Here is a 20,932-nt window from a genome sequence, read left to right as displayed (position 1 = left end):
GCCAACGCACGACGCTCGGCTGGGAATCCCAGCCGAGCGCCTGCATGAACTGCTTGTTTCTGTCGCTGGTCGACCGCGACGTGGATCTTGGTGGTCAGCCCGTGCAGCCGGGGATGGCGCCTGGGGGTGCGCAGTTGTCGGGGGTGTTGTTGGTGACGCTGCCCCCGGTCAGGCGTACCTCGCCGCTTTCCTCGAAAATGCCGCCACCGCTACCGGGACCGTCTGTTGCGGTGTTGGCGGTGACCCGCGTACCGACGAGCCGCGCAATGCCGTCGGCGTTGGAGAGGCCGCCGCCGTTGTCGCCGGCTCGGTTGTTGGTGATGGTGCTGGAGGTGAGGCGCAGCGTGGAGTTACCGGAGCTGTCGATGCCGCCGCCGTCGATGCCGCTGGTGTTGCCGGTGATGGCGGTGCCAGCGAGGGAGGTTGTGGAGTCGATGTTCTCCAGACCGCCGCCCGCCGCGGCGGCAGTGTTGTTGCGCAGAGCACCCGACGTCATGGACATCGTGGCCCCGTTGTTTTCGATACCGCCACCGAAAACTGCCGAATTGTCCTCGACCGTGGTCTGGGTCAGGCTGAGCTGGCCGGCGAAGTTGTGGATTCCACCGCCAACTCCCGCCGTGTTGCCGCTGACGGTGCCGCCGTTAAGGGTGAGCGTGCCTCCGTTGAGGATGCCGCCGCCCTCATTCACCTCTCCGCCGGTGATGCTGATCCGCGACAGGTTGAGGCTCCCACCGCTGGCGACTTGGAAGATGCGGAAGTTGTCGGTGGCGTTGGGGGAGCGGCGGATGGTGGCCCCTCCGGTGGCGGAGATGCGGACGTTGCCGGTGATTTCCGGGAGTCCGTTCTGGTCGTTGTCGGGTGTGGTGAGGGTGTAGGTGCAGCCGGTGGCGAGGGTGATGCTCTCTCCGGTCATGTTTGCTTGGTTGATGGCGGCTTTGAGGGCGGGGATGTCGTTACAGGGGACGGCGGTGGCCGCGTGTGCTTGTCCTGCGGGCAGGAGTGCCAGGCCGAGTGCCAGGCCGACGGCGGCGCTCAGGCCGCTTCGTCTGATTGCTGTTTTCATGCGGAGAGTCCCATCTTCCATGAAGGGGGTGGATGGCTACGTGATCACTCCGGATGATGCTGTGACACCCAGACGCCGGTGATGGCCGCTGCTGCGGGGCGAAGATGATGGGCCATCAGGCGCGTCTGTCGCGGGAGCAGCTGGCCGGCCCTGGGTGTGCCGGCAGCCTTTTCACTCCGGGAAAATGATCCCCCGTCATGAAGGGTGGAGAAGAAACCACGCCGCCCTTGCCTCGGGTGTGGCCCAGGTGCCGGGGTGACCGGCAGCGGCAGGAACCCGGCGGTTCGCTGCCGGTAGCACACCGAGTGTGCGGTCGACTCTCCAGGGCGGACGGTCGTAGAGGCTCTGGACAGCCGTCATGGTCGCGCAGGTCGTACGACGAGCAGGTCAGCCGTACCCATCCGCCCAGCCCGGCCACAGTCGTTGACGGCCCAACTCCCGTTCACCTGCCATCGCCGCCGGTCTGATCCCTGCGCTCAGCCGGCCGCGCATGACAGTGGAGTCCACACTCACCTGCCGGCCCGCCATTCTGCCCGCTACACCTTCACAACGCAGACGCGATTTCCTTTACCACACCCATAGGCCCGCGTGAGGACGACGTAACGAAAAAGCCAGACTCACGAGTCATCAGATAACCTCCGGTAACACCGACGAGTCATGCCGAAAACCCCGAGAACACGGGCGCCCGCGAGGCCCGCGATCATCACCGGAGCAACGAAGATGACCTCCCCCTCACCGAACAGGCAGTTCGGTCCATGAATGACTTCCTCGAACCGCGCTTCCTCGCCGTGTGCCTATTCATGCTGTTCATAGGTGCCTGCCTGTTCCTGGCCATGTGGGTCAGCCCGGATCTGCGCATCAGAGACGGCTTCTTCCGCGAGGGCAAACAGCTCGGCAACGTGCCCACCGGCCTGGCCTTCGCCAGCGAGATAGCGCCAACCGCCGCCGTGCTCTACTTGATCGGCACCGTCGCCGTCAGCGGTCTCGACGGAGTGATCCTCTTCCTGTGCGCGGCTGCGTCTCCCGTGCTGATGCGCTACTGGCTGGCCGGCAGGCTGCCGTCGGCCAGAGGCCGGACCTTCGGCGAGATGGTCACCCGCCACTTGCCGCACGGGTCCGCCAAGCGCTGGGTGGGGGTCGCGTGCCTGGTGGCCGTCGTGCCGCTGCTCATCGCGCAACTCCAGCCGCTCGGCCATGCCGCCCAACTGATCGGGCTGAGCGATACGTTCTCCCGGCGGCTGGTCGTCATCCTGGCCGGTGGTTTGATCCTCGCCTGTGCCGCGATCGGCGCCGCCCGCGGCGCAACCATGCACCAGATCGGAACGGCCGCCTCCTTCCTGCTGATTGCTCCGGTGATGGCGGTCATGGTGCTTCTGCGCTTCGACGGGGACATCGGCACCCTGTTGGAGACCGCCGAGCGGGAGCAAGGGGGCGCAGGGGCGTATCTCGGCACCGGCGGTCTTTTCGGAGAGGGCATCGCCGGCCACCTGGACCTCCTCAGTTACGCCGGCTGCGTGCTGGTCGGTGCGGCCTTCCTGCCGCACATCGCCGTACGCCTGGCCGGATCACCGGATGCGCGCAGCGCCAGGAAGGCGGCCGGTGTGGGGGCGGCCGCTCTGTGCTTCCTCGTCAGCATGGCCATGTTCCTCGGCTTCGGCACCGCCGCCCTGGTCGGGCGCGAGGAGCTGGCCCAGGAGGGGCCGTTCGGCGGCGTGAACCTGGCATTGCTCGCCATGGCCCTGGACGGCAGTGACACCGGCGACGTTGGCAAGCTCATGTTCTTCATCATGTGCGCCGTCTTCCTCACGATTCTCGCCTCCGCCTCCGTGCTGCTGCTGTCCGGATCCGCGTCGATCGTGCACGACCTGGGCCTCGGCGGCAGCGCCGAAGTGGAACCAGACGCCCGCCGCGACGGAGGAGCGGTGCGGGCCCGGCTGGCCATGGTGGGCCTGGGCATCGTCTGCATCCTGGTCGCGGCGCTGACGATCGACGTCAGCCCCCAGTTCTGGCTGGTCCTCACCTACACCCAGACGGTCTCGACGCTGCTGCCGCTCCTTGTGTTCAGCCTGGGCAAGCGGCCGGTCCCCGCCGCTGCGGTCAGGTGCTGCGTCCTGGTGACCACCGTGATCAACCTGGTCCTGATCTCCTTCTCGCCCTTGGTCTCGGGCACCACCCACGCGCTCTTCCCGTCCGCCGACTGGAGCGTGTGGCCGATGACCTCTCCGAGCCTGCTGAGCGTGCCGGCTGGATTCTTGATCTGCACGGCCTTCAGCAGGCGCACACGGGCCGACAAGGACGCAGCGGGCGGCGACGAGCACGGCCAGCCGGTCACCGCACCGCTTCGCCACTGATCCGGCCCCGGGCGGGTCGGTCAAGCAACGGATCCGTAGCGCTCAGCGCCCTGCCTCAGCTGTCCTCCTCCGAAGTGCGTCGACCACCGGTCTCGCAGGAGCACGCTCGCGACTTCGGCCGTCAACGACGCTGGTCATACGGCAGTGGGCCGGCCCGTGGCGGGGGAGATGAGTTTCCCCCGGTGCACGGCGAGGACGATCGCGCCAACACCCGCACTTGCGACTGCGGTGGCGATGGCAAGTGCAGCCCCAGCCTCTTGGGCCTGAAGCCCCGCCAGCATCGTTCCCAGAGCGATGCCGAGTTCCTCGGCCGAGACCATCCACATCATGGAAGAGACCGCTGTGCCGTGGGGAGCGTGGGTGTCCAGCAGCTCGAACAGACAGACCGTGATGGGCGCCAGGGCTCCACCAGCGATGACCAGCACGACTGCCAGCAGAACCCCGGCAGGCAGCAAGACGGCCGGGGCGAGAGCGAGGAAGAGCCAGAGGAACCCGATGGGGTAGCCGGTCGCCGGCTGTGTCCGCCGCCGCGTGCCGAACCATGCACCGGCCATCGCGCTGCCGAGCCCGAGGCAGGCGAAGAGCCAACCGGAATCGGCTGCCGATCCGTGCTCAGCAGTACGGGCAGGAAGTCCCACCGTCAGTGCTCCAAGGCAGACCCCAGCAGCGATATTGGCCAGGAGCAGCAGCCGCAGACTGCTTGTGGCCAGGACGGCGCCCATCGTCCGGGCGCTGGACGGCGCGGGAGCTGCCGGCCCAAGCCGCATGACGACCAACAACGTGCCCGCAACGAGGAGAAGGCCGGCGGTGACGACGCCGGAACGTGCAGACCAGATGGCCGCGGCAGCCGCAATGAGCGGCCCGCACACCTTGGCCACCTCAGTGAGGACAGCGTCCATCGCATAGGCGCTCCGGACGAGGTCCTGCTGAACGACGCGGCTCCACAGCGGGCGGACACTGGCCACGATGGGCGGAGCGGCAGCCCCGGCGAGCGCGCCGAAGAAGATCAACGGCAAGGCAGTTGAGGCCGTGGCCAGCCCAGTTACAGCGATGACAGTTGCCAGCGACAGCACCGCCAATGGAACACGATTCCCGTAGCGGTCGACGAGATGCCCGCGTACCGGTGCGGTCAGGGTGCCGCCGATACCCCAGGCTCCGGCAACCAGCCCTGCATCGATGAAAGAGCCAGATGATCCATGGCCCAGCAGCACCGTGGCCAGCGGGAAGGTCGCGAAGCCGAGCTTGCCCGCCGCGGTGGCTGCAATCAGTCTGCGAGCCGTCCCACTCCGCAGGAGATCGGCGTAGGCACGCATCACCACATGCTCGCACCCGGTCGAACAGCTCAGCCAGGGACCGCAGTTCTCCTTCGCGCTCACCCTGGTCTTCAGCCTGCAGACTCGGCGAGGGGGTTCGGGCGCCGCGCAGGCAAGCCGAGCCGGCAGCAACCCTGTCACGCATCTTGCAGTGGATCGCCCAGACTGCGCGCCCGCCAAGCGCCCCAAAAACCCTCAGTCGCCGGTCAGTTGCTTCGGGAGACGAACGCTGATCGCAGATCAGTCCTTCGCTTCGCGGACGTCCTTTCCCTCCTCGGCGAAGGCCTTGAAGTCCTGCATGTGCTGTTGCGACTGCTTGCGGAAGGCGCCGGGCATCAGGAGCCCGACCAGCCGCATCAGCAAACCGCTGAACCGGTATTCGCTCTCGCTCACCCAGAGCGTCGTCTCCGGGCCGGCTTCGGTCAGCCGCTCGCGCACTGCGCTCCACATGCCTTCGCCGACGATCTCGCGGTCGAAGTGAACGACGTGACCTTTCGGGATCGCGCGCAGGTCTGCCGGTTCCCGGCGCGTAATGGTCTCGGTGCACTCGATCTTCTGCTTCCCCATCTGCATCACGACTCGCGATTTGGTACCGACCTGCCCGTGCACCCCGCTCAGCGGCTCGTGCAGTACCAGACCTCGCAGCCATTTCGACATGTGTGCCGGGTCGGCGAGCAGCTGTACTACCCGCTCCCGCGGCAGGGCGATCTCGATGGAGACGGTGTACTTCATGGCGGAGTTCTCCGGGTTCCCGAGTGAAAAGACATGCACCTGCAGCCTCGCCTCATATTATTCAGTCACGGCATGTCAACGATTCCCCTCGGTCCGCGTGGTCATGGCGGCTGTCCATCACACGCGCAAGCATGGCCACGGCGCAGCCAGGTGTCCGCAGAGCATGCCAGCCGGACCAATCCGGACAGGAAAGGCCATGGCGGCGACATTGCCGCGTCCCGGTGCGGGGACTGCGAGCCTGCCCTCTCGTGAATGCTTGCGGGCGCCAAGTGGCGGCCCACGAGGCTCTCTGCGAAGCGTGCAGTGCAGTCGTTACGTGATTCTGGGGAGCACTCCCGCAGGGCCGTTGCTGAATACCCACATGCTTTTCACGGGAATGGTGTGACGGCTGCATGGCGCATGGCGCAGAAGGTTGTGCGGCTGGCTGGTCCCGGTCGTATGCGGAGCAAGGCGGGCATCTCACTCTCCTCGTTCTGCGCCCCGCGGCGTGCGGCGGTTCAGGGCTCTCGGGCCTGGCCTGCACCCGGCCCCGTCGGCGCCGCGGGTTATCGCAGGCTTTGAGCGAAGCAGCCTGCGTCCGAAGATCGCTCGGGTGCCACACGCAGAGTCGGAGGATCGTGCGGGGCGTTGAAGGAGGTGAGTTCGTGCTGGCAGCAGGGCGGTACCGACTGGTGGAACTGCTGGGCCGCGGCGCCATGGGAGAGGTGTGGCGGGCCCAGGATGCCGCTCTCGGACGTGACGTCGCCGTCAAGCTGCTCCTCGAACACACGGCAGCGCCGGAGGCGGCGGAACGTTTCCGCCGCGAGGCGCAGACCGCTGCCCAGTTGAACCATCCGAACGTGGTCGCTGCCTACGACTTCGGCGAGGAAGACGGCCGTGGCTACCTGGTCATGGAACTGGTGCCCGGACGCAGCCTCAGGGAGGAGTTGGCCGAACGTGGGCCGCTCGGCGTGGAGCAGGCGCGACGTTTCGCGGGGCAGGCTGCCAGCGGTCTGGCCTCAGCTCACATCCACGGGGTGGTGCACCGGGACATCAAGCCGGGCAATCTGCTGCTGACCGCTGATGACACGGTCAAGGTGGCGGACTTCGGTATCGCCCGGGCGGCGATGGAGGCAACCTCAGCACTTACCACCACCGGGGAAGTCCTTGGCACCACCGCCTACCTCGCCCCGGAGCGGGGCCTTGGCGGCGATGCCGGCCCCGCGAGCGACGTGTACGCGCTGGGCTGTGTCCTGTACGAAATGCTGTGCGGGCGCCCCCCGTTCACAGGAGAGCCGGCCGCGGTGGTGTACCAGCACGTCGACGCCGCACCGCAGCCGCTCACTCACGTGCGCTCCGACATTCCCGCGGCGCTTGCGGATTTCATCCTCCTCATGCTGGCCAAAGACCCCGCCGCACGTCCGACGACCACGCAAGTCGCCCACTTCCTCACCGGGGACCCGGTGGCCTCCAGCCGCAACGGGTCCTCGGGCGTGACGGAGAAGGAAGCGGAGACTTCGCGGTCGACACTCGCCTTGTTTCCAGCACAGGGGCAGCGCTCCCGCCGGTCGGCCATCACCGTCGTGGCCGCAATGGTGGCCGTGTTCATCACCGCGTGTCTGGTCGGCTTTCAGCTCACCTCGGGTTCGGACAAAGGCGACCTAGCGCCTGCCCCATCCAAAACGCAATCACCTTCACCCCGGCAAGAAGACCCCAGCACAACCCCGCCGCCCGACGAGGCACGGGAACACCACGGCGGCGACGGGGAGAAGGCAGCGGAAGATGAGCGCAAGCGGCGAGAAGAGGCCGCCAAGAAGCTCGCGGAGGAAGCCCGCAAGGCAGCCGAAGAGAAGCGTAAGCAGCAGAAGGAAGCCGCGAAGAAGGAAGCCGAACTACGCAAGAAGCAGTGATGACGGCTGAACTGAGCCCAGCCGCACGTCCGAACCCGAGTGGCCGCGTGCGCGGCTGTGTTCGCCGCCTTCGACGGCTTGCCGCGGATACACCGCCCCCGCTCGCTGCCACGCCGAACAGCTCCGCTCCGGCTCCCCGGCCGAAAACGCTCCGGGGCCTGCGACCAAGGCCTCCGCCTGGCCATCCCGGTGCGTTCGAGACACGTACATCCCAGGGATTGGAACGTCATGAGTCATGCCCACGAAGCCGCTCGCACAAGCCACCGGCAGGGCGGACCCCGTAATGAGGCGCTCTCGAAATGGACAGCCTTCGTCGTCCACACAGTCGCCGACATTGCCGCCGCCTTCGTGGGCCTGTGGATCGTCCTCTACTTGTTCGGCGCAGACCAAGCCACCTTGTTCGTTCAGTACGTGCGGGACATGGCGTACTGGCTCGCCGGCTGGTCCCAGAACATCTCCACAGTTGATGACGGACACCTGCGCCTCATCCTCAACTACGCACTTCCCGCTGTCGTTTATCTCTCCATCGGGCACGGCATCGCCGCGAAGATCCGACACACAAACCGACGTGGCGTCCACAGACCGGCCTGACGGCTGACCCTCCCGCCAACGGACCGGCGGCCGAGATACCCCAGAGCTCCCGGACCGGCGCCTACCGCCGCACACCGCGGAGGCCGACGACGGAGTACGGCGCACACACGCAACCGACCGTCCCCAGCGGGCGCATCCGGCAGCAGACCACCCAGGGAAAGATCACCGTCGGCGTGATGACCCGAAAGGTGATCAGCCCTCAGAGGGCGCGACCCTGATCGGGCAGGAGACGCCGGTCCCTACGAAGGTGTACCAATGTGACCCATGGCCAACTCAACGAGGCGAGCAGCGATCTACTGCCGGATCAGCCAGGACCGCGGTGGCGCCGGACTGGGCGTCACCCGCCAGGAAGAAGACTGCCGGGCCCTGAGCGCCCGCAAGGGCTGGGACGTCATAGCCGTGCACACGGACAATGATGTCAGCGCCTACTCCGGCGCACCGCGTCCCGCTTGGCAGGAACTCTTGGCCGAGGTGCGTAGCGGATACGTCGACGCAGTTGTGTGCTGGCACGTAGACAGGCTCACCCGCTCTCCGCGCGAGTTGGAAGACGTCATCGATCTCGCGGACCAGCACGGCATTGAACTGGCCACCGTCAGTGGTGAGATCGACCTTGCCACGCCGACTGGCCGCATGATCGCCCGCATGCTGGGTGCGGCGGCCCGGCACGAGGCTGAGCACAAGGCCGAACGGCAGAAGCGGCAGCGACGGCAGGCAGCGGAGGCCGGGAAGATAGCCGGGGGAGGGAAGCGTCCGTACGGCTACGAAGAGGACCGGATCACCGTGCGGGAGAGCGAGGCCGCCGTCATCCGCGAAGGCGCTCGACGAGTGCTTGCCAGTGAGAGCCTGGCCAGCATTTGCCGGGACTGGCAGTCACGCGGAATCGTCAGCCCGGCGGGCAAGCCCTGGAAGCCCAGCGGGCTCCGCCGGCTGCTCGCCTCGGCACGTATCAGCGGGCGACGCGAGCACACACCGCGGGCATCGTGGGAGGGCACACGCCCGCTGCTCGGAGAGATCGTTGCCGATGGCGTTTGGCCCGCCATCATCAGCCATGAGGCTTCGGACCGGCTTCGTGCCGTGTTGGCCGACCCGGAGCGGCGCAAGCGAGTCGAGGGCAGCAAGCGTCACAGCTACCTCTTGTCGGGCATACTCCATTGCGCCAAGCCGAACGAGCATGGGAATGCGTGCGGTTACGGCATGGTCGGTCGCCCCCGATCCGGCGTACCGAGGTACGTCTGCCCGAACACCCCTGGTACCGAGGCGTGTGCCGGTACGGCGACCAATGCCGAGAGGACCGACGACCACGTTCGGGACATGGTGCTCGCTGCGTTGGAGTCGCCCAGGTTCGTAGAACGACTCCGGAGCCCTGATACCCAGGGCAATGAACTCTACGAAGAGATCCGTACCGACGAGGAAGAGCTGGAAGAGCTTGCGCGCGATGTGGGAGAACGCCGGATCAGCCGCAAAGAGTGGATGGTTGTGCGCCAATCCATCGAGGAACGACTTGAGCGCAACCGCGCGAAGCTGGCGCAGGTGTCCCGGACGGCCGTACTCGTGGACTTCGTCGGTTCATTCGAAGACATGCGAGCACGCTGGGAGCAGCTCAACAACTCCCAGCGGCGCGCCATCGTCACGGCTTGCGTGCGTCGCATCGACGTCGTCCCCGCCGATCCCCGGAAGCGCTGGGACCCTGACCGCTTCGTATTCGATTGGATTGCTTAGCCCGAGAGCCATCGGAACACTGCTCTGGCGGCACCAGCGCGAAGACGCGTGCAGCTCGTTCGATCACAGCGAGATCTTCGATAACCGGGGGCAGTCCCTGACGGGCGCGGGAGGCAGTCACTCGCCGCCTCAACTCATCCGGCACCAAAGGCGCCTCCGAGTTCGGTTCTCAGCGCCTCACGATTGGCCGCCAGATCCTCAGCGACTCCGACAGCGATGAGTGCGGCGCCGGGCGAGTGGCCGGAGCCCGCGTAGCGCCAATTGGCATCGGTGATCGCGTCGCGCTCTTCCTCACCGGTGACACCGAAGGTGCCTTGCTCATGCTGAGCACGCTCTTCACGCAGTGCAGCGTAAGTCGTGGAATACGCACGGGATTTGGTGAGGATGTGGCCCCGGTAGCCGAGCGAGTGAGCCCAGGTGCGCAGCCTCAGCGGCTCCAGCTCCGCTTTTCCGCCGAGTCGCCAGCACGTCGCCATGAGCGTTCGGACGTGAGGAGAGACGGGCGCACAGGTGATGTCGTCGAGGCTTGTGATGCGGTGATCGAGACCGGCCGCGGTGTCCGCGGCTCCCTTGGTCACGTACTTCGCCACGTAGGCGGCTACAGCTTCGTCGCTGAGCTCATTTCCGTCGTCGGAGGCGTTCAGCGGTCGGACATCGAGCTGTGCGCCCCACCGGAGTTCGTATGTACCCAGGGCTGCCGTATCGGGAGTTGCGAGTTGCACGGCGGTCGCGGCGCTGCGTACGGCTGCGGTCAACTGGTCTGCGGAGATCCAGGAGGGCGGAGGGGAATCAGGCCCGTCTGCACCATCCAGGCGGAGGACGGCGTGTACGTGGACGGCTGCTCGCCGCTGGAATTCGGCGACCTTGGAGTACGAGAGCCGTACGGCACGGCGCAGGCCGCGACGCGTGCGGCCAGCTTGAGCAGCGAGGTGGTTGTACAGGTTGTCGGTGAAGGCCTTCCACAGCCGTCCGGCGTGCGCGTGCCAGAGGACGTGGGCGGTGTAGTCGTAGCAGCGGGCGCACAGGGGTTGGCCGACGAGCTGGTCATCCGGAGCGTGTTCCGCATGACAGCCGACCGGTTCGCCGTGCGCGCACGGCGCGGAGTCACGTCGCGGACGACAGGGCCCGTCATCGGTGGTTCGGTGAACCGCGCCGAAGCTGGGCGCGGTGAGGGTGATGAACAGCCGGGGGTGAGTGCGTACGCCGTCGGGCACGTTCTTGCCGCCGAGAAGTCCGGCGCGTACGAGGTGGAAGGTGTCTCCTGCGTGGAGGCGTGAGCAGGACGGGCAGACGGTGGCGCGGCGGTTGCGGCACCGGACGAGGAGGCGTCCGCCGGGTTCTGCGGATGTGTCGTAGTGGTGGAGCAGTTCGCCGGTTGAGGCGTCGTGTGTGGTGGTGGAGCCGGTCAGGTGGATCGGGTGCGCACATCCACCAGTGGCGGTGATCTGTTCCAACCATCTCGGGAACAGGGGGTCTTGAGCGAGGCGTATGACTTCCTGGTCGATGAGGGGGAGCCGACGAAGGCGCGCCGTACGCTCCAGCACGGCGCGCCGGTCGGCCGAGGTGTTCTCGGCGGTGATGGTGGTGGGTCCCTTCCGGGGTGGGCCGCCGCAGCGGCACAGATGGATGAGGTTGGGTGCGGTGTGTCCATGGCGATCACTCCTGTCTGAGTGGGTTGTTCGCTGTGTTCAGCGGATGGTTCCGGCGCCCCGGCAGACTCGGCAGCGGCGTCGGCGGCCGGTCCAGGTGGTGCGGGTCCCTTCGCCCTTGCAGTGCGGGCAGAGCACTCGGCGCATCGGCATCAGCTGGCTCCCTCCTCAGTCACCGATGAAGCCGCCGAGCAGCCAGTTGACAACGGCGACCACGGCCCAGCCGATGGGCGTCATGGCGGTGTAGAAGCCGAACAGGCCGATCAGTACGGCTTCCCAGGCCCGTACGTCGCGACCTCGGACGAGGAGGACGGTGATGATGCCGAGCACCACCACGAGAGGCATGGCCATGCTCATTCCGGCCCACCTCCCGTCACGGCTGCTGCGAGGAACGGCAGTTGCGGGGTGCGATCCGCATGGCTGATCGCTGCATCCCGGGCATCTGCGGGAGTGGTGAGGTAGGAGCGTGCGCGCACCCAGCCCCCCGAATCGGCAGCGGTCACGGCGACTCCCTTTTCGGTCGTCTCGATGTCCTGCGCCACTGCGACGGCGTCCTTGTGGAGGTCGCCCAGGGTCATCTCTGCCGTACCCGGATCGTTGACGCGGTGACAGATCCGGCCGCCGAGCTGGGCCCGCAGCGCGGTGACACCGGGCCCGAGGTCCGAGCCGACCCGTTGTCCCGCGACCACCAGGTAGACGCCGAGAGCTGCGCCGAGTTGAGCCAGGCGCAGCAAGTACGTTGAGCACTGCTCCGCCTCGCTCCTGTCCTCCTTGCTGCCGTTGGTCAGGTACAACTCCGCCAGCTCGTCGACGAGCAGGACCACGGGCACCGGCCTGGCCTTGTCCGGCAGGTCCCAGATGGAACGCGCGCCGGCCATCCGGCAGGCGGCCATGCGCTCTTGGAGTTCGGTGACCAAGGCGCTGAGCACCGTCACGGCCTCCCGGCGGGATGTCGCCAGCGCCGACAGCCGCTCCGCGAACAGCCCCAGTTCCATGCCGCCCTTGCAGTCGATCCCGAGCAAGGCCACCGGTTGCGGGGCGAGTTGAGTGACCAGCCGCGCCAGCAGCGTGGACTTGCCGGACCGTGTGGCACCGACGACCAGCCAGTGCGGCACGCGGCGGAAGTCCACGACCCAACTGCGGCCAGTCTCCAACGCTCCAACGACCGCTGACAGCAGCTCAGTCGAGGCAACCGCAGCCGTACGTGACTCCTCCAACGGGTCACGTGCCGTTGCCGTCATCACGATCTCGCCCCGCTCGGGGGAGACCACCCGCACCGCGTACGCCCGCCAGGCGTGAGCCAGGGCGTCAACTGCTTCCAGGAACGGCGCCGGAGTCTGCCCGGGGTGAAGCCGTGCCCGTACTCCCAGACCGTTCGGCAGCGGCCGGGGGAAGCTGAGGCGGGGGACGCGCGTACGCAAGGGCTGGCCCCTGACCGCCACATCCCCCAGCACTCGACGGGACGGTTTGAACGACACGGCAAGGTCGTTGAGGTGCGCGACCTTGCGCCAGGTGAACAGGACCCGCAGCGCCATGAGCGGGTAGCCGGTCACGTACCAGTGCCAGCCCGGCCGCTTCGCGCGTACGCGGTCGCTGATGACCACGATCCAGGCGAGCACGGCCAGCGCGAACGCCAGCAGGACGGGACGTTCCATCAGGCCCCACCCGCCTTTGCGGACGAAGTGCCCGCCGGCGCCGGGGTGATGGCTGTGGCGCGGAAGCTGATTCCGTGCCGGTCGCCCATCGACCAGGCGAAGGCCTCAAGCCCGGTCACCCGGACTTCGACGCCTTCGACCACGCCCTTGGGTTCGCCGGGTACGGCGATTTCGATGACCGAGACCCTTCGGCCGTCCTGGCGCACCATCACGGCGACGGTGTAGATCGTGTTGCCGTCCCGGTCCTTCTTGATCTCTCTCGTGTCGTAGTTGCTGAACTTCGTCTCCGGTGCCACGGCGCACCGCAGTACGCCGAGCCGGGATGTGTCCACAGGTATGGACTGCATGAGTCGTGGCCCTCCTTGGCCTCCAGACGACAGCCAAACTGACTGACGTCACTCGTACTTACGAGTGACGACTATGCATGTCTTGACGCCGGGGCGCAAGTGCTTATGCTGACGAGTGACGTGACACGGGATTAGCGTGAGCCAGCGGCGTGCGCAAACCCCGTGTCTCATACGGCATCGCGGACACCGCGTCGATACGACAGCGAGGCATGGCATGGGAGAGATCCAGCGCCCCGGAGCGCTCTACCGGCAGGTTGCGGCAGCTATCCGCGATGCGATCGCAGCTGGCGAATACGAACTGGGGAAGCCGCTGCCTTCCGAGGCGCAACTCATTGAGCGTTACGGGGTCTCGCGTCCCACGGTGCGCAACGCCATCTCGGCACTGAGGGCCGAAGGGCTGATCGAAGTCGTCCACGGCAAGGGCAGCTTCGTACGCGGCGCACCCACCGCCGTCACGACCATCGACCGCACCGTCACGCGTGACGACGAGGGCGCCTACTTCACGGACTACGCCACCTGGGAGCTGAAGGAAGAGCCGACCGTCTACCGCACGCACGCCAACGCGGAGACTAGCCCGCCCCTCGAACTCGACCAGGGCGAAGCCCTGTTCGGCGTGGACCGTCTCCTGACCGATCCCGACACCGGCACACGCCTGGCGCACCGACTACTCATCCCGTTCGCCACAGTTGACGGCACAGAACTGGAAGACCAACCCGACGCGGCCCCCGAGCACATCTATGCCATCCTTGACGATGCCGGGCACAGCCTGTGGTGGACCGAATCCGTGCGCGCCCGCATGCCACTGCCCGAAGAGCGCGCCACCCTCGACATCCCGGAAGCCACACCCGTCATCCACACCACCCGCATCACCTACGGCCGCGACAACCGCCCGCTGCTCCTCGAAGAGCTACGCATGAGCGGCAACCGCGCCGAAGTCGCCTACCGCATCACCATCGACACCCCGCGAAAGCTCCGCGCCGTCCGCGACTGACGGTCCCCACTGTCGAAACCTGTCTTCACTTCCTCAAGGGCGCGCCTACGGCGCGCCGGCGGCCCTGCCGCCCTCGGGCGCGCTGCGGCCTTCGGCCGGTCGCGCCCGAACGGCAGCCATACCCGTGAGGAGTTGAGGACCATGGTCACTTCGCGGGCGCGGGCGTTCGAAGGGTACTGGGACGGTCAGGCCCCGCGCCGCGATGGGCGAGATGCTCAAGGAAGCGGCTCGGAGTCGCTGACGGATGCAGCAGAATGCGGCAGGGTTGTGTCAGCCGATCGAAGCGCGGCACACGGGAGTTGAGGGTTGAGTCAGGTACCGCCGACGGCGGAGGTCTCCGCCAGACGCCCGAGATCATGGATGTGGCACGCCCGGCGTACCCCGGGCTGGCCTCGCAGACTCCTGTTAGTGAGCGTGCTATTGGGCTTGCTCTTCGTTCCCTTCGCCTATATCACCGCTGAATCATATTTCACCGAGTGCCGTAACGGATGCGCGAGTGATTGCCCACCAGAGATTCCCGAAGCCGACTGCCCGGAACACGAGGCAGGAGAGGCAATTGAGATGATCTCCGCAGTGGGAACGGCGGCAAGCGGAATCGGCGCCCTCGTAGCCGTGGGCTTGTCCTGGTACACGACGCTCCGCCGCATACCGCCTATGCCGCAGACACCGCCGATGCCCTCCCAACCTCCTGAGCCGCCCGAGAGCGAGGGCTACATGTAGGGCGCCAGCATGCGCCCACGGTCCCGATCTGTGTCGGCTCGCGGACGTTGCTGCAACACCCTGGGGTGTTGCAGCCGTCTGTACCTGCGCCGCGCGATCGGCACACTCGGACACAGCGAGAGGGAAGCGACTCACCCAGCTGAATACCTCGAGGGAGCGGCCGGGTGAGACGACCGTCAACTCTGGTCATGAAGCGCTGGCAACTCTCTGCCGCTCGGGCGCACTTTCTCGGACTCGCTGACTCGCAGACGGTCAGCTATCCGGGGGTCCTGTGCAATCTCTGGGGTTAGCTGAGCTTCATGCAGAGAGGTGACCTGCATGAGCTGCTCGACCGTCACACCTCGGACGGCACCACGATCTTTACACAGGCGGGCATTCGTGAGGTTCGCACCGTACAGCCAGGCGTCGGCGAGGTTGGCCCCGCGAAGGTCGGTGCGGCTGAGGTTCGCCCCGTACAGCCAGGCGTCGGCGAGGTTGGCCCCGCGCAAATCGGCACCGGTGAGGTCCGCCCCGTACAGCCAGGCGTCGGCGAGGTTGGCCCCGCGCAAATCGGCACCGGTGAGGTCCGCCCCGTACAGCCAGGCGTCGGCGAGGTCCGCCCCGTACAGTTTGGTGCGGGTGAAGTTTGCCCTGTGCAGCCAGGCGTCGGTGAGCTTCGTCTCCCACAGGTTAGCGTCAGTGAGGTCCCCCTCGCGCAGGTCAGCGTCAGTGAGGTCCGCCTCGTCCAGGATGGCGCCGGTAAGGTCCGCCTCGCCCAGGACGGCGCTGGTAAGGTCCGCCTCGTCCAGTTTTGTGCGGGTGAGGTTCGCCCCGTACAGCCAGGCGCCAGCAAGGTTCGTCTCGCGCAGGTCGGCGTCAGTGAGGTCCGCTTCGTCTAGTTTGGCATTAGCGAGGTTGGCCCAATGCAGCTTGGTGTTGGCGAGGTTCGTCCTCTTCAGGTTGGCGCCGGTGAGGTTCGCCCTGACCAGGTCGCTGCGGGTGAAGTTCGCCCCGTTCAGTTGGGCGTTGGTGAGGTTGGCTCCGTCCAGCCAGTCGCCGGTAAGGCCCGTCTTCTGCGGCCTTACCTTTATAGGGTTCCCCGCGCTTAGCCAGACTGTGGCAAAAATCGTCCTGTTCAGGTTGGCGCCAGTGAGGTTGGCCCCGTGCAGCCAGGCGCCGGTGAGATCCGCCCCGTGCAATTCGGTGTCGGTGAGGTTCGCTTCCCGCAAGTCGGCGTCAGTTAAGTTCGTCCCGTGCAACTTGGCGCGGGTGAGGTCTGCTTCGCGCAGATCGGCGCGAGTGAGGTCCGCCTCCTTCAGTTTGGCGTTGGTGAAGTTCGCCTCGGGCAGTCTGGCGTTGGCGAGGCAGGTCTCACGCAGCTCCGCGTCGGTAAGGTCGGCCGCTGGAAGTTGAGCCCCTGCTAGCCAGGTGCCCTCAAAGTCGAGCAGCTGGTGAGGATCGACGTGGGTGCGGGATTCAGGCCGAGTCGTGGCAGTCAGGGCCGCTTGCACGTCGGCGTCTGGCCGGTCCAGTGAGCTTGGCGGGCGCGCGTGGCGGACGAAGTGCTGGAGGACTTCGGTGGCGTCTGTCGCTTGTTCGGGGGCGTCACGCACGATCTGTTCTAGGGCGAGGACGCCGCCTATGCGCACGTAGATGTGCTCTGAGTCCAGGCGCTCTAAGGCCTTCGTGAAACGGTCGGTGACCTGCCCGCGGTGATTGAGCCGGTAATTCCGGGCGGTATAAAATAGTGCGACGCCAGCGCCGATCGACGCGACACATGTGACCATCGCTGTTCGTAGCCCTGTCACCAGCGCCGCTGAGCCCGCACCCTCACCGATGGAGTCGGTGTTTAGGTACTTTCCGTCGAGTAGGTAAGGGCCTTTCCACACACCCAGCGGTAAGCCTACGAACAACACAAGGGCAGCCAGGCCCAGCAGAAGGGGTGATCCCACCCGTCGGATTCTGCGCATATCTTGGGCGCGGGAACGGCGACGGTCTAGATCGGTCTCAGGATCGTGTGGGAGCCTGCGGCGGGACAAGCGTCGGTGACGCAAGAGGTTGGTCTTCACCGTGCCCACGATGCCTCAGGTGATTGTGCACCCCCTCCCCCTCCCCCCTCTTCCGGATGTTGCAGCAAGACGCACCGTGACCGAGCTTGGCAATCTACCCGATCGGTCCCACAAGAGGGCTTGAGCTGCGGGAACGGATGCCGGTGGATGTCTTGAACGTGAGGCAAGCGGTCAAAGCGCCGTCTGGCTGGGGCGGCCGGCCTCCGAGGCTTTAGACAGCCGCCATGGAGCGAGGCTCTAAGAGCAGGAGGCCCATCGGGCGAAAACGCGGGCAGGGCAGGAGCCCGCCCGATTCGCTGAGCGAGCGTAAGGCCCCCTGCTCTCTCGCCCCATGGCGGCTCCCGTCCAAAGCCTCTACGACCGCCCGCGTGCCCAAGCCGCACCATGCTGGTTCCTCTGCACACCCAGTCCAGCCGCATCAACTGGCCCTTCTCAGCCGGGCAGCCGTGACCCGCGCCAGCATGGCCACTTCTCGCGCGGCGTTCGCAGAACACGTCAGCCGCACCAACCCGGATCCGTCCGACGCGGCGTCCGCCTGGAACCGCACGGCCCCAATGCCGGCCGACGACAGCGCGTTCAGCAGCTCATCCCCGGCGTTCCTGGCGTCCCGCCATCCGGCCACGTAGCTCACCCCACGCACGTACAGCATCGCGTCAGGATCGAACTCTTCGCCTGCCGGACCCAGTTCGTCCCCGTCGTCCACGGCGCTCAACTCCCGTTCCATCGCAGTGACTTGGAAGCTGCGGATCAACGAGCATGACCGCAGCCCCGATACCATCGGCACCGGGGTCCTGCGGGATTCCCAGCCGGACCACCCCATGCCTGCCAGGGTCGCGGGTGGTCCGGCCTCACATCTGCGGTTGTTTGTTGCTGACCTTTACGGCGAGGTTGCGTTCTCTCGCTCTGCCAGTTCGGCCAGGCGGCGAAGTTCCCGCCGTGCGTACTCCGGTGTGCACCATCGGTCCGGTACTGAGCCGGTCCAGGGCCCTTGGAGTCCGGGCGGTTCAAGCGCAGATGCGCCGTGCCTGTGGCACCGCAACCTGTGCCGACGTGGAACGACGAGCAACAGTTGGGCCCAGCAGATGTGGCGCCGCCGCGGGCTCTTCATCGCGGTCCCTCCGTCAACGACGCCCGGAAGAAGCTCATTACGGTCGCGCGGAACCCGGTGTGTCCCGTACGGCCCGCATGCCGCAGACACCAGATCTCCGGGTCTGCCTTGTCGTTCGACGCCGAAGACACCTCGGCGCACGTCGTGCACTCGGTGGCGTAGATCGGCGGACCTCCGTGTGGATCTGTGGTCAGCGTCCAGTCCGCGAAGCGCATGACTACCCCGCTCATCAGCGAGCCCCCTTCAGCACCGACACCCGGTCGCCCGCCCGGACGCGAAGTGCCGGCGAGGCACGGAAGATGAGGATCACTGCCGGTCCACCCGTGGCGTAGCGCTCCAGCCGGGCCGCCTTCACCTCCAGCCAACGTCCGCGCACGCTCACCAGGTCGCCCCGTCGTACGCGTACGGCGGGTATCCGCTTGCCTCTGCTCGGCACCACAACCACCCTTGTCCTTCCTGATGTTCGGGCGGCCTCCCGGTCCGGGGTGTGAGGCGAACCGGGAGGCCACCCACCGCTGCGGAGTCCCTTGCCGATCTCCGAGCGGTCTCCGGTACCGTCACCGCAACCCGCCGTCTGACGGGTGTCGGCTGCCTGTGACGTCCCGGAGTCTGCGAGGCCCCTCAGGCTTGGGCGCTGCCGGTCACGTCGAAGCGGCAGAAGACGCTCTTGCCGCCCTCATCTCGCGGCGCCCACCACACGGCGTCAGCGATGCTCTGTACGAGGAAGAGTCCGCGCCCGCTGTCGTGCAACGCGTGGTCGAATTCCAGGTGAGACAGGTCGGGTTCAAGAAGCTCACCGACCGGGAGCATGGGCGGAGTTGAGTCCTCATCGGACACCTCGATGAACAGCCAACGAGTCCAGGCGCGGAAGGCCACGGCGATGTGCCGTTCGCCGCCGAAGGCAGTCAGTCGCCCGTCCGGGGTCGCGTGATGGACCGCATTGCCGACGAGTTCGGAAACGCACAGTTCCACGTCGTCCGTCGGCAGCGTCAGTTCCCAGTCCCGTACCACTTCCCGCGCCATGCGCCGCGCGACTCGACCGGTATCGGGGGAGTCGGCTACGAGCATGATCGAGCGGAAGCGCTCTGCTGTCGCCAGCGTGACCGGCTCCAGCGGAGCGAGCCGTGCCGCTCGCAGCGGTAGCTCTCGCGCCTCACTGGACTTCATCGCTCACTCCTTGGTCACCAGCGGGAAGGCTTCCCGCCGTTGCGTGCAGACCAGTGAAGGGCGATTCCGCCGTAACCGGCAGTGTTCACAGGGGGGTTCACGTGCACACCAGGGTTCACAGGGATTGCAAGGGGGTTCACCCGTGAACCCCCTCCACCCCGCGCCGTGACCGTGGCACCATGAATACTCAGTGTCATCCCGCCCTGGGCAGGGGGATCATGAGCAAGGAACCGAATCACCGGTTGGCCGCACTCATGGCGGAGGCCGGCGTCTCGAACAAGGGGCTGGCGAGACGGGTTCAGGACGTCGCACGACGAGGCGGCGCACACGTAGGCACGACGCACGTGGCAGTACACCGATGGCTCGACGGCAGCGGCATCCAACCGCAGACCGCCGCTTTTCTCGCCGAAGCCCTCAGCGAGAAGCTACGGCGCAGGGTCACGCCCAGCGACCTCGGATTCTCCAGCGCGGCCCCAACTCCCCCGAGAATCGGCACGAGTTACGCCGCTTCGCTGCCCGAGGCCTTGGGCGTCATGGACGGGCTCACCCAGTTCCGCCCCGAAGACGAGGCCACAGACGATCTGCTCCTGCCTGAAGGCGAAGTCAATTCGGCAGTGCTGTCGTGGCTCGTCTCCCGTCCGGACGGACTCACCGCGCCTCAAGCCAACTCCCGCCGAGTCGGCATGCGTGACGTAGCCGCCATGCGCACGGCCGCCGAGATGTTCATGCATCTCGACTTCAAATACGGCGGAGGACACGGACACCGGCCTCTACGCCACTACTTCCGCGAAGACGTCTTACCACTGCTCAACGCGAACTACAGCGACAAGGTGGGCAACGCGCTCTTCGGGGCAGCCGCGGAGATCTCTCAACTCCTTGCCTGGACCGCGTACGACACGGGGAATCACACGCTTGCGGACCGCTACCTGATAGCAACGCTGCGCCTCACACAAGTGGTTGACGACCGCATGATGGGTGCCCGGATTCTCACCAACATGAGCCACCAGGCCAACTACTTGGGCCAGGCCCCACGAGCCGTACGACTGGCCCGCGCGTCCGTCGAGGGCGGCAAGGGCCGGTCCACACCCCGCGCCATGGCTTTGTTCTCCGCTCACGAGGCCCGCGCACTGTCGACGGCGGGTGACGTCAAAGGCGCCACACACGCCATGAACGAGGCAGAGGGTTTCTTCGAGCGTGCGGAGACCGCCGATGACCCTGACTGGCTCGGTTACATGGACGAGGCCGAACTGGTCGGCGAGTTCTGCCACTGCTTCCGGGACCTCAAGCATGGACGCGAGGCAATCCGCTTCGCGGAACGAGCCGTTGAACTCACCGACCCCAAGTACGCCCGCACACTCGGCTTCTGCCGCATGGTGCTTGCGCAAAGCCAGATGCTGAACGGCGAACTCGAAGCCGCTGTCACAACCGCCGGATTGGCAGTAGACGGCGGAGACGCACTCCAATCCTCACGCTTCCAGCGCTACGTCACAGACTTCCAACGGGAGGTCTCCGCGCACGCGACGAATCCCGCAGTGCAGGAGTTCAACGACAAAGTGCACGAAGCTATGGCTGAGCTGGACGACGAGTAG

General features: G+C 66.7%; 18 protein-coding genes. 6 read left to right on the top strand and 12 right to left on the bottom strand.

Annotated features, from left to right (window positions below):
- Positions 1 to 94: 94 nt before the first annotated feature.
- Positions 95 to 1,063 carry a right-handed parallel beta-helix repeat-containing protein gene (locus ACSMXX_RS10760; protein WP_473183821.1) on the bottom strand — a complete coding sequence of 323 codons (969 nt, stop codon included), beginning with the start codon at positions 1,061 to 1,063 and terminating at the stop codon, positions 95 to 97.
- A 755-nt stretch (positions 1,064 to 1,818) separates the two neighbouring features.
- On the opposite strand from ACSMXX_RS10760, the gene ACSMXX_RS10755 reads away from it, so the two are divergent.
- Complete coding sequence (locus ACSMXX_RS10755; protein ID WP_473183820.1) at positions 1,819 to 3,414, top strand: sodium:solute symporter family transporter; 1,596 nt, start codon at positions 1,819 to 1,821, stop codon at positions 3,412 to 3,414.
- A 134-nt stretch (positions 3,415 to 3,548) separates the two neighbouring features.
- Here ACSMXX_RS10755 and ACSMXX_RS10750 read toward each other — a convergent pair whose 3' ends face one another.
- Complete coding sequence (locus tag ACSMXX_RS10750) at positions 3,549 to 4,790, bottom strand: MFS transporter (RefSeq protein WP_473183819.1); 1,242 nt, start codon at positions 4,788 to 4,790, stop codon at positions 3,549 to 3,551.
- A gap of 177 nt (positions 4,791 to 4,967) precedes the next feature.
- Entirely contained in the window at positions 4,968 to 5,459 is a 492-nt protein-coding gene (locus ACSMXX_RS10745) for an SRPBCC family protein (protein WP_473183818.1), read from the bottom strand.
- A 644-nt stretch (positions 5,460 to 6,103) separates the two neighbouring features.
- Between ACSMXX_RS10745 and ACSMXX_RS10740 the strand changes: the two genes are divergently transcribed.
- The 3 genes from ACSMXX_RS10740 to ACSMXX_RS10730 all read left to right on the top strand — a co-directional run bounded on the left by ACSMXX_RS10740 (position 6,104) and on the right by ACSMXX_RS10730 (position 9,658).
- A complete protein-coding gene (locus ACSMXX_RS10740; RefSeq protein WP_473183817.1) occupies positions 6,104 to 7,348 on the top strand; it encodes a serine/threonine-protein kinase in 1,245 nt (414 codons plus the stop codon).
- Between the two features lie 228 nt (positions 7,349 to 7,576).
- Entirely contained in the window at positions 7,577 to 7,939 is a 363-nt protein-coding gene (locus ACSMXX_RS10735) for a hypothetical protein (RefSeq protein ID WP_473183816.1), read from the top strand.
- A 264-nt stretch (positions 7,940 to 8,203) separates the two neighbouring features.
- Complete coding sequence (locus ACSMXX_RS10730) at positions 8,204 to 9,658, top strand: recombinase family protein (RefSeq protein ID WP_473183815.1); 1,455 nt, start codon at positions 8,204 to 8,206, stop codon at positions 9,656 to 9,658.
- A gap of 134 nt (positions 9,659 to 9,792) precedes the next feature.
- Here the strand turns inward: ACSMXX_RS10730 and ACSMXX_RS10725 are convergent, their stop codons facing one another.
- The 4 genes from ACSMXX_RS10725 to ACSMXX_RS10710 all read right to left on the bottom strand — a co-directional run bounded on the left by ACSMXX_RS10725 (position 9,793) and on the right by ACSMXX_RS10710 (position 13,309).
- On the bottom strand, positions 9,793 to 11,202 hold the full coding sequence (locus ACSMXX_RS10725) for a replication initiator (RefSeq protein ID WP_473183814.1): 1,410 nt from the start codon (positions 11,200 to 11,202) through the stop codon (positions 9,793 to 9,795).
- A gap of 273 nt (positions 11,203 to 11,475) precedes the next feature.
- Entirely contained in the window at positions 11,476 to 11,664 is a 189-nt protein-coding gene (locus ACSMXX_RS10720; protein ID WP_473183813.1) for a hypothetical protein, read from the bottom strand.
- Positions 11,661 to 12,962 (bottom strand): FtsK/SpoIIIE domain-containing protein, encoded by a 1,302-nt coding sequence (locus tag ACSMXX_RS10715; protein ID WP_473183812.1) that lies wholly within the window; start codon positions 12,960 to 12,962, stop codon positions 11,661 to 11,663. Before ACSMXX_RS10715 ends, ACSMXX_RS10720 begins: the two co-directional genes overlap by 4 nt.
- Complete coding sequence (locus ACSMXX_RS10710) at positions 12,962 to 13,309, bottom strand: SCO3933 family regulatory protein (RefSeq protein ID WP_473183811.1); 348 nt, start codon at positions 13,307 to 13,309, stop codon at positions 12,962 to 12,964. Before ACSMXX_RS10710 ends, ACSMXX_RS10715 begins: the two co-directional genes overlap by 1 nt.
- A gap of 214 nt (positions 13,310 to 13,523) precedes the next feature.
- Between ACSMXX_RS10710 and ACSMXX_RS10705 the strand changes: the two genes are divergently transcribed.
- On the top strand, positions 13,524 to 14,300 hold the full coding sequence (locus ACSMXX_RS10705; RefSeq protein ID WP_473183810.1) for a GntR family transcriptional regulator: 777 nt from the start codon (positions 13,524 to 13,526) through the stop codon (positions 14,298 to 14,300).
- Between the two features lie 896 nt (positions 14,301 to 15,196).
- On the opposite strand, the gene ACSMXX_RS10700 is transcribed toward ACSMXX_RS10705, so the two are convergent.
- The 5 genes from ACSMXX_RS10700 to ACSMXX_RS10680 all read right to left on the bottom strand — a co-directional run bounded on the left by ACSMXX_RS10700 (position 15,197) and on the right by ACSMXX_RS10680 (position 19,343).
- The gene (locus ACSMXX_RS10700) at positions 15,197 to 16,951 is read right to left on the bottom strand and encodes a pentapeptide repeat-containing protein (RefSeq protein WP_473183809.1); all 1,755 of its coding nucleotides are present in this window, start codon (positions 16,949 to 16,951) and stop codon (positions 15,197 to 15,199) included.
- 535 nt (positions 16,952 to 17,486) lie between these two features.
- Entirely contained in the window at positions 17,487 to 17,771 is a 285-nt protein-coding gene (locus ACSMXX_RS10695) for a hypothetical protein (RefSeq protein ID WP_473184725.1), read from the bottom strand.
- A 401-nt stretch (positions 17,772 to 18,172) separates the two neighbouring features.
- Complete coding sequence (locus ACSMXX_RS10690) at positions 18,173 to 18,406, bottom strand: DUF7848 domain-containing protein (RefSeq protein ID WP_473183808.1); 234 nt, start codon at positions 18,404 to 18,406, stop codon at positions 18,173 to 18,175.
- The gene (locus ACSMXX_RS10685; RefSeq protein WP_473183807.1) at positions 18,406 to 18,615 is read right to left on the bottom strand and encodes a hypothetical protein; all 210 of its coding nucleotides are present in this window, start codon (positions 18,613 to 18,615) and stop codon (positions 18,406 to 18,408) included. Before ACSMXX_RS10685 ends, ACSMXX_RS10690 begins: the two co-directional genes overlap by 1 nt.
- 182 nt (positions 18,616 to 18,797) lie before the next feature.
- Complete coding sequence (locus ACSMXX_RS10680) at positions 18,798 to 19,343, bottom strand: ATP-binding protein (protein WP_473183806.1); 546 nt, start codon at positions 19,341 to 19,343, stop codon at positions 18,798 to 18,800.
- Between the two features lie 218 nt (positions 19,344 to 19,561).
- Here ACSMXX_RS10680 and ACSMXX_RS10675 point away from each other — a divergent pair, with 218 nt between their 5' ends.
- Positions 19,562 to 20,932 (top strand): sporulation protein, encoded by a 1,371-nt coding sequence (locus tag ACSMXX_RS10675; protein WP_473183805.1) that lies wholly within the window; start codon positions 19,562 to 19,564, stop codon positions 20,930 to 20,932.

Source organism: Streptomyces sp. DSM 116795 (genome assembly GCF_055792905.1).
This window is presented reverse-complemented; position numbering and strand designations above follow the sequence as displayed.

What these genes read in the sequence shown, in the direction of transcription:
- ACSMXX_RS10760 (WP_473183821.1), bottom strand. Translation starts at nt 1,063, where the DNA reads ATGAAAACAGCAATCAGACGAAGCGGCCTGAGCGCCGCCGTCGGCCTG.
- ACSMXX_RS10755 (WP_473183820.1), top strand. Translation starts at nt 1,819, where the DNA reads ATGAATGACTTCCTCGAACCGCGCTTCCTCGCCGTGTGCCTATTCATG.
- ACSMXX_RS10745 (WP_473183818.1), bottom strand. Translation starts at nt 5,459, where the DNA reads ATGAAGTACACCGTCTCCATCGAGATCGCCCTGCCGCGGGAGCGGGTA.
- ACSMXX_RS10735 (WP_473183816.1), top strand. Translation starts at nt 7,577, where the DNA reads ATGAGTCATGCCCACGAAGCCGCTCGCACAAGCCACCGGCAGGGCGGA.
- ACSMXX_RS10730 (WP_473183815.1), top strand. Translation starts at nt 8,204, where the DNA reads ATGGCCAACTCAACGAGGCGAGCAGCGATCTACTGCCGGATCAGCCAG.
- ACSMXX_RS10720 (WP_473183813.1), bottom strand. Translation starts at nt 11,664, where the DNA reads ATGAGCATGGCCATGCCTCTCGTGGTGGTGCTCGGCATCATCACCGTC.
- ACSMXX_RS10715 (WP_473183812.1), bottom strand. Translation starts at nt 12,962, where the DNA reads ATGGAACGTCCCGTCCTGCTGGCGTTCGCGCTGGCCGTGCTCGCCTGG.
- ACSMXX_RS10710 (WP_473183811.1), bottom strand. Translation starts at nt 13,309, where the DNA reads ATGCAGTCCATACCTGTGGACACATCCCGGCTCGGCGTACTGCGGTGC.
- ACSMXX_RS10705 (WP_473183810.1), top strand. Translation starts at nt 13,524, where the DNA reads ATGGGAGAGATCCAGCGCCCCGGAGCGCTCTACCGGCAGGTTGCGGCA.
- ACSMXX_RS10690 (WP_473183808.1), bottom strand. Translation starts at nt 18,406, where the DNA reads ATGAGCGGGGTAGTCATGCGCTTCGCGGACTGGACGCTGACCACAGAT.
- ACSMXX_RS10680 (WP_473183806.1), bottom strand. Translation starts at nt 19,343, where the DNA reads ATGAAGTCCAGTGAGGCGCGAGAGCTACCGCTGCGAGCGGCACGGCTC.
- ACSMXX_RS10675 (WP_473183805.1), top strand. Translation starts at nt 19,562, where the DNA reads ATGAGCAAGGAACCGAATCACCGGTTGGCCGCACTCATGGCGGAGGCC.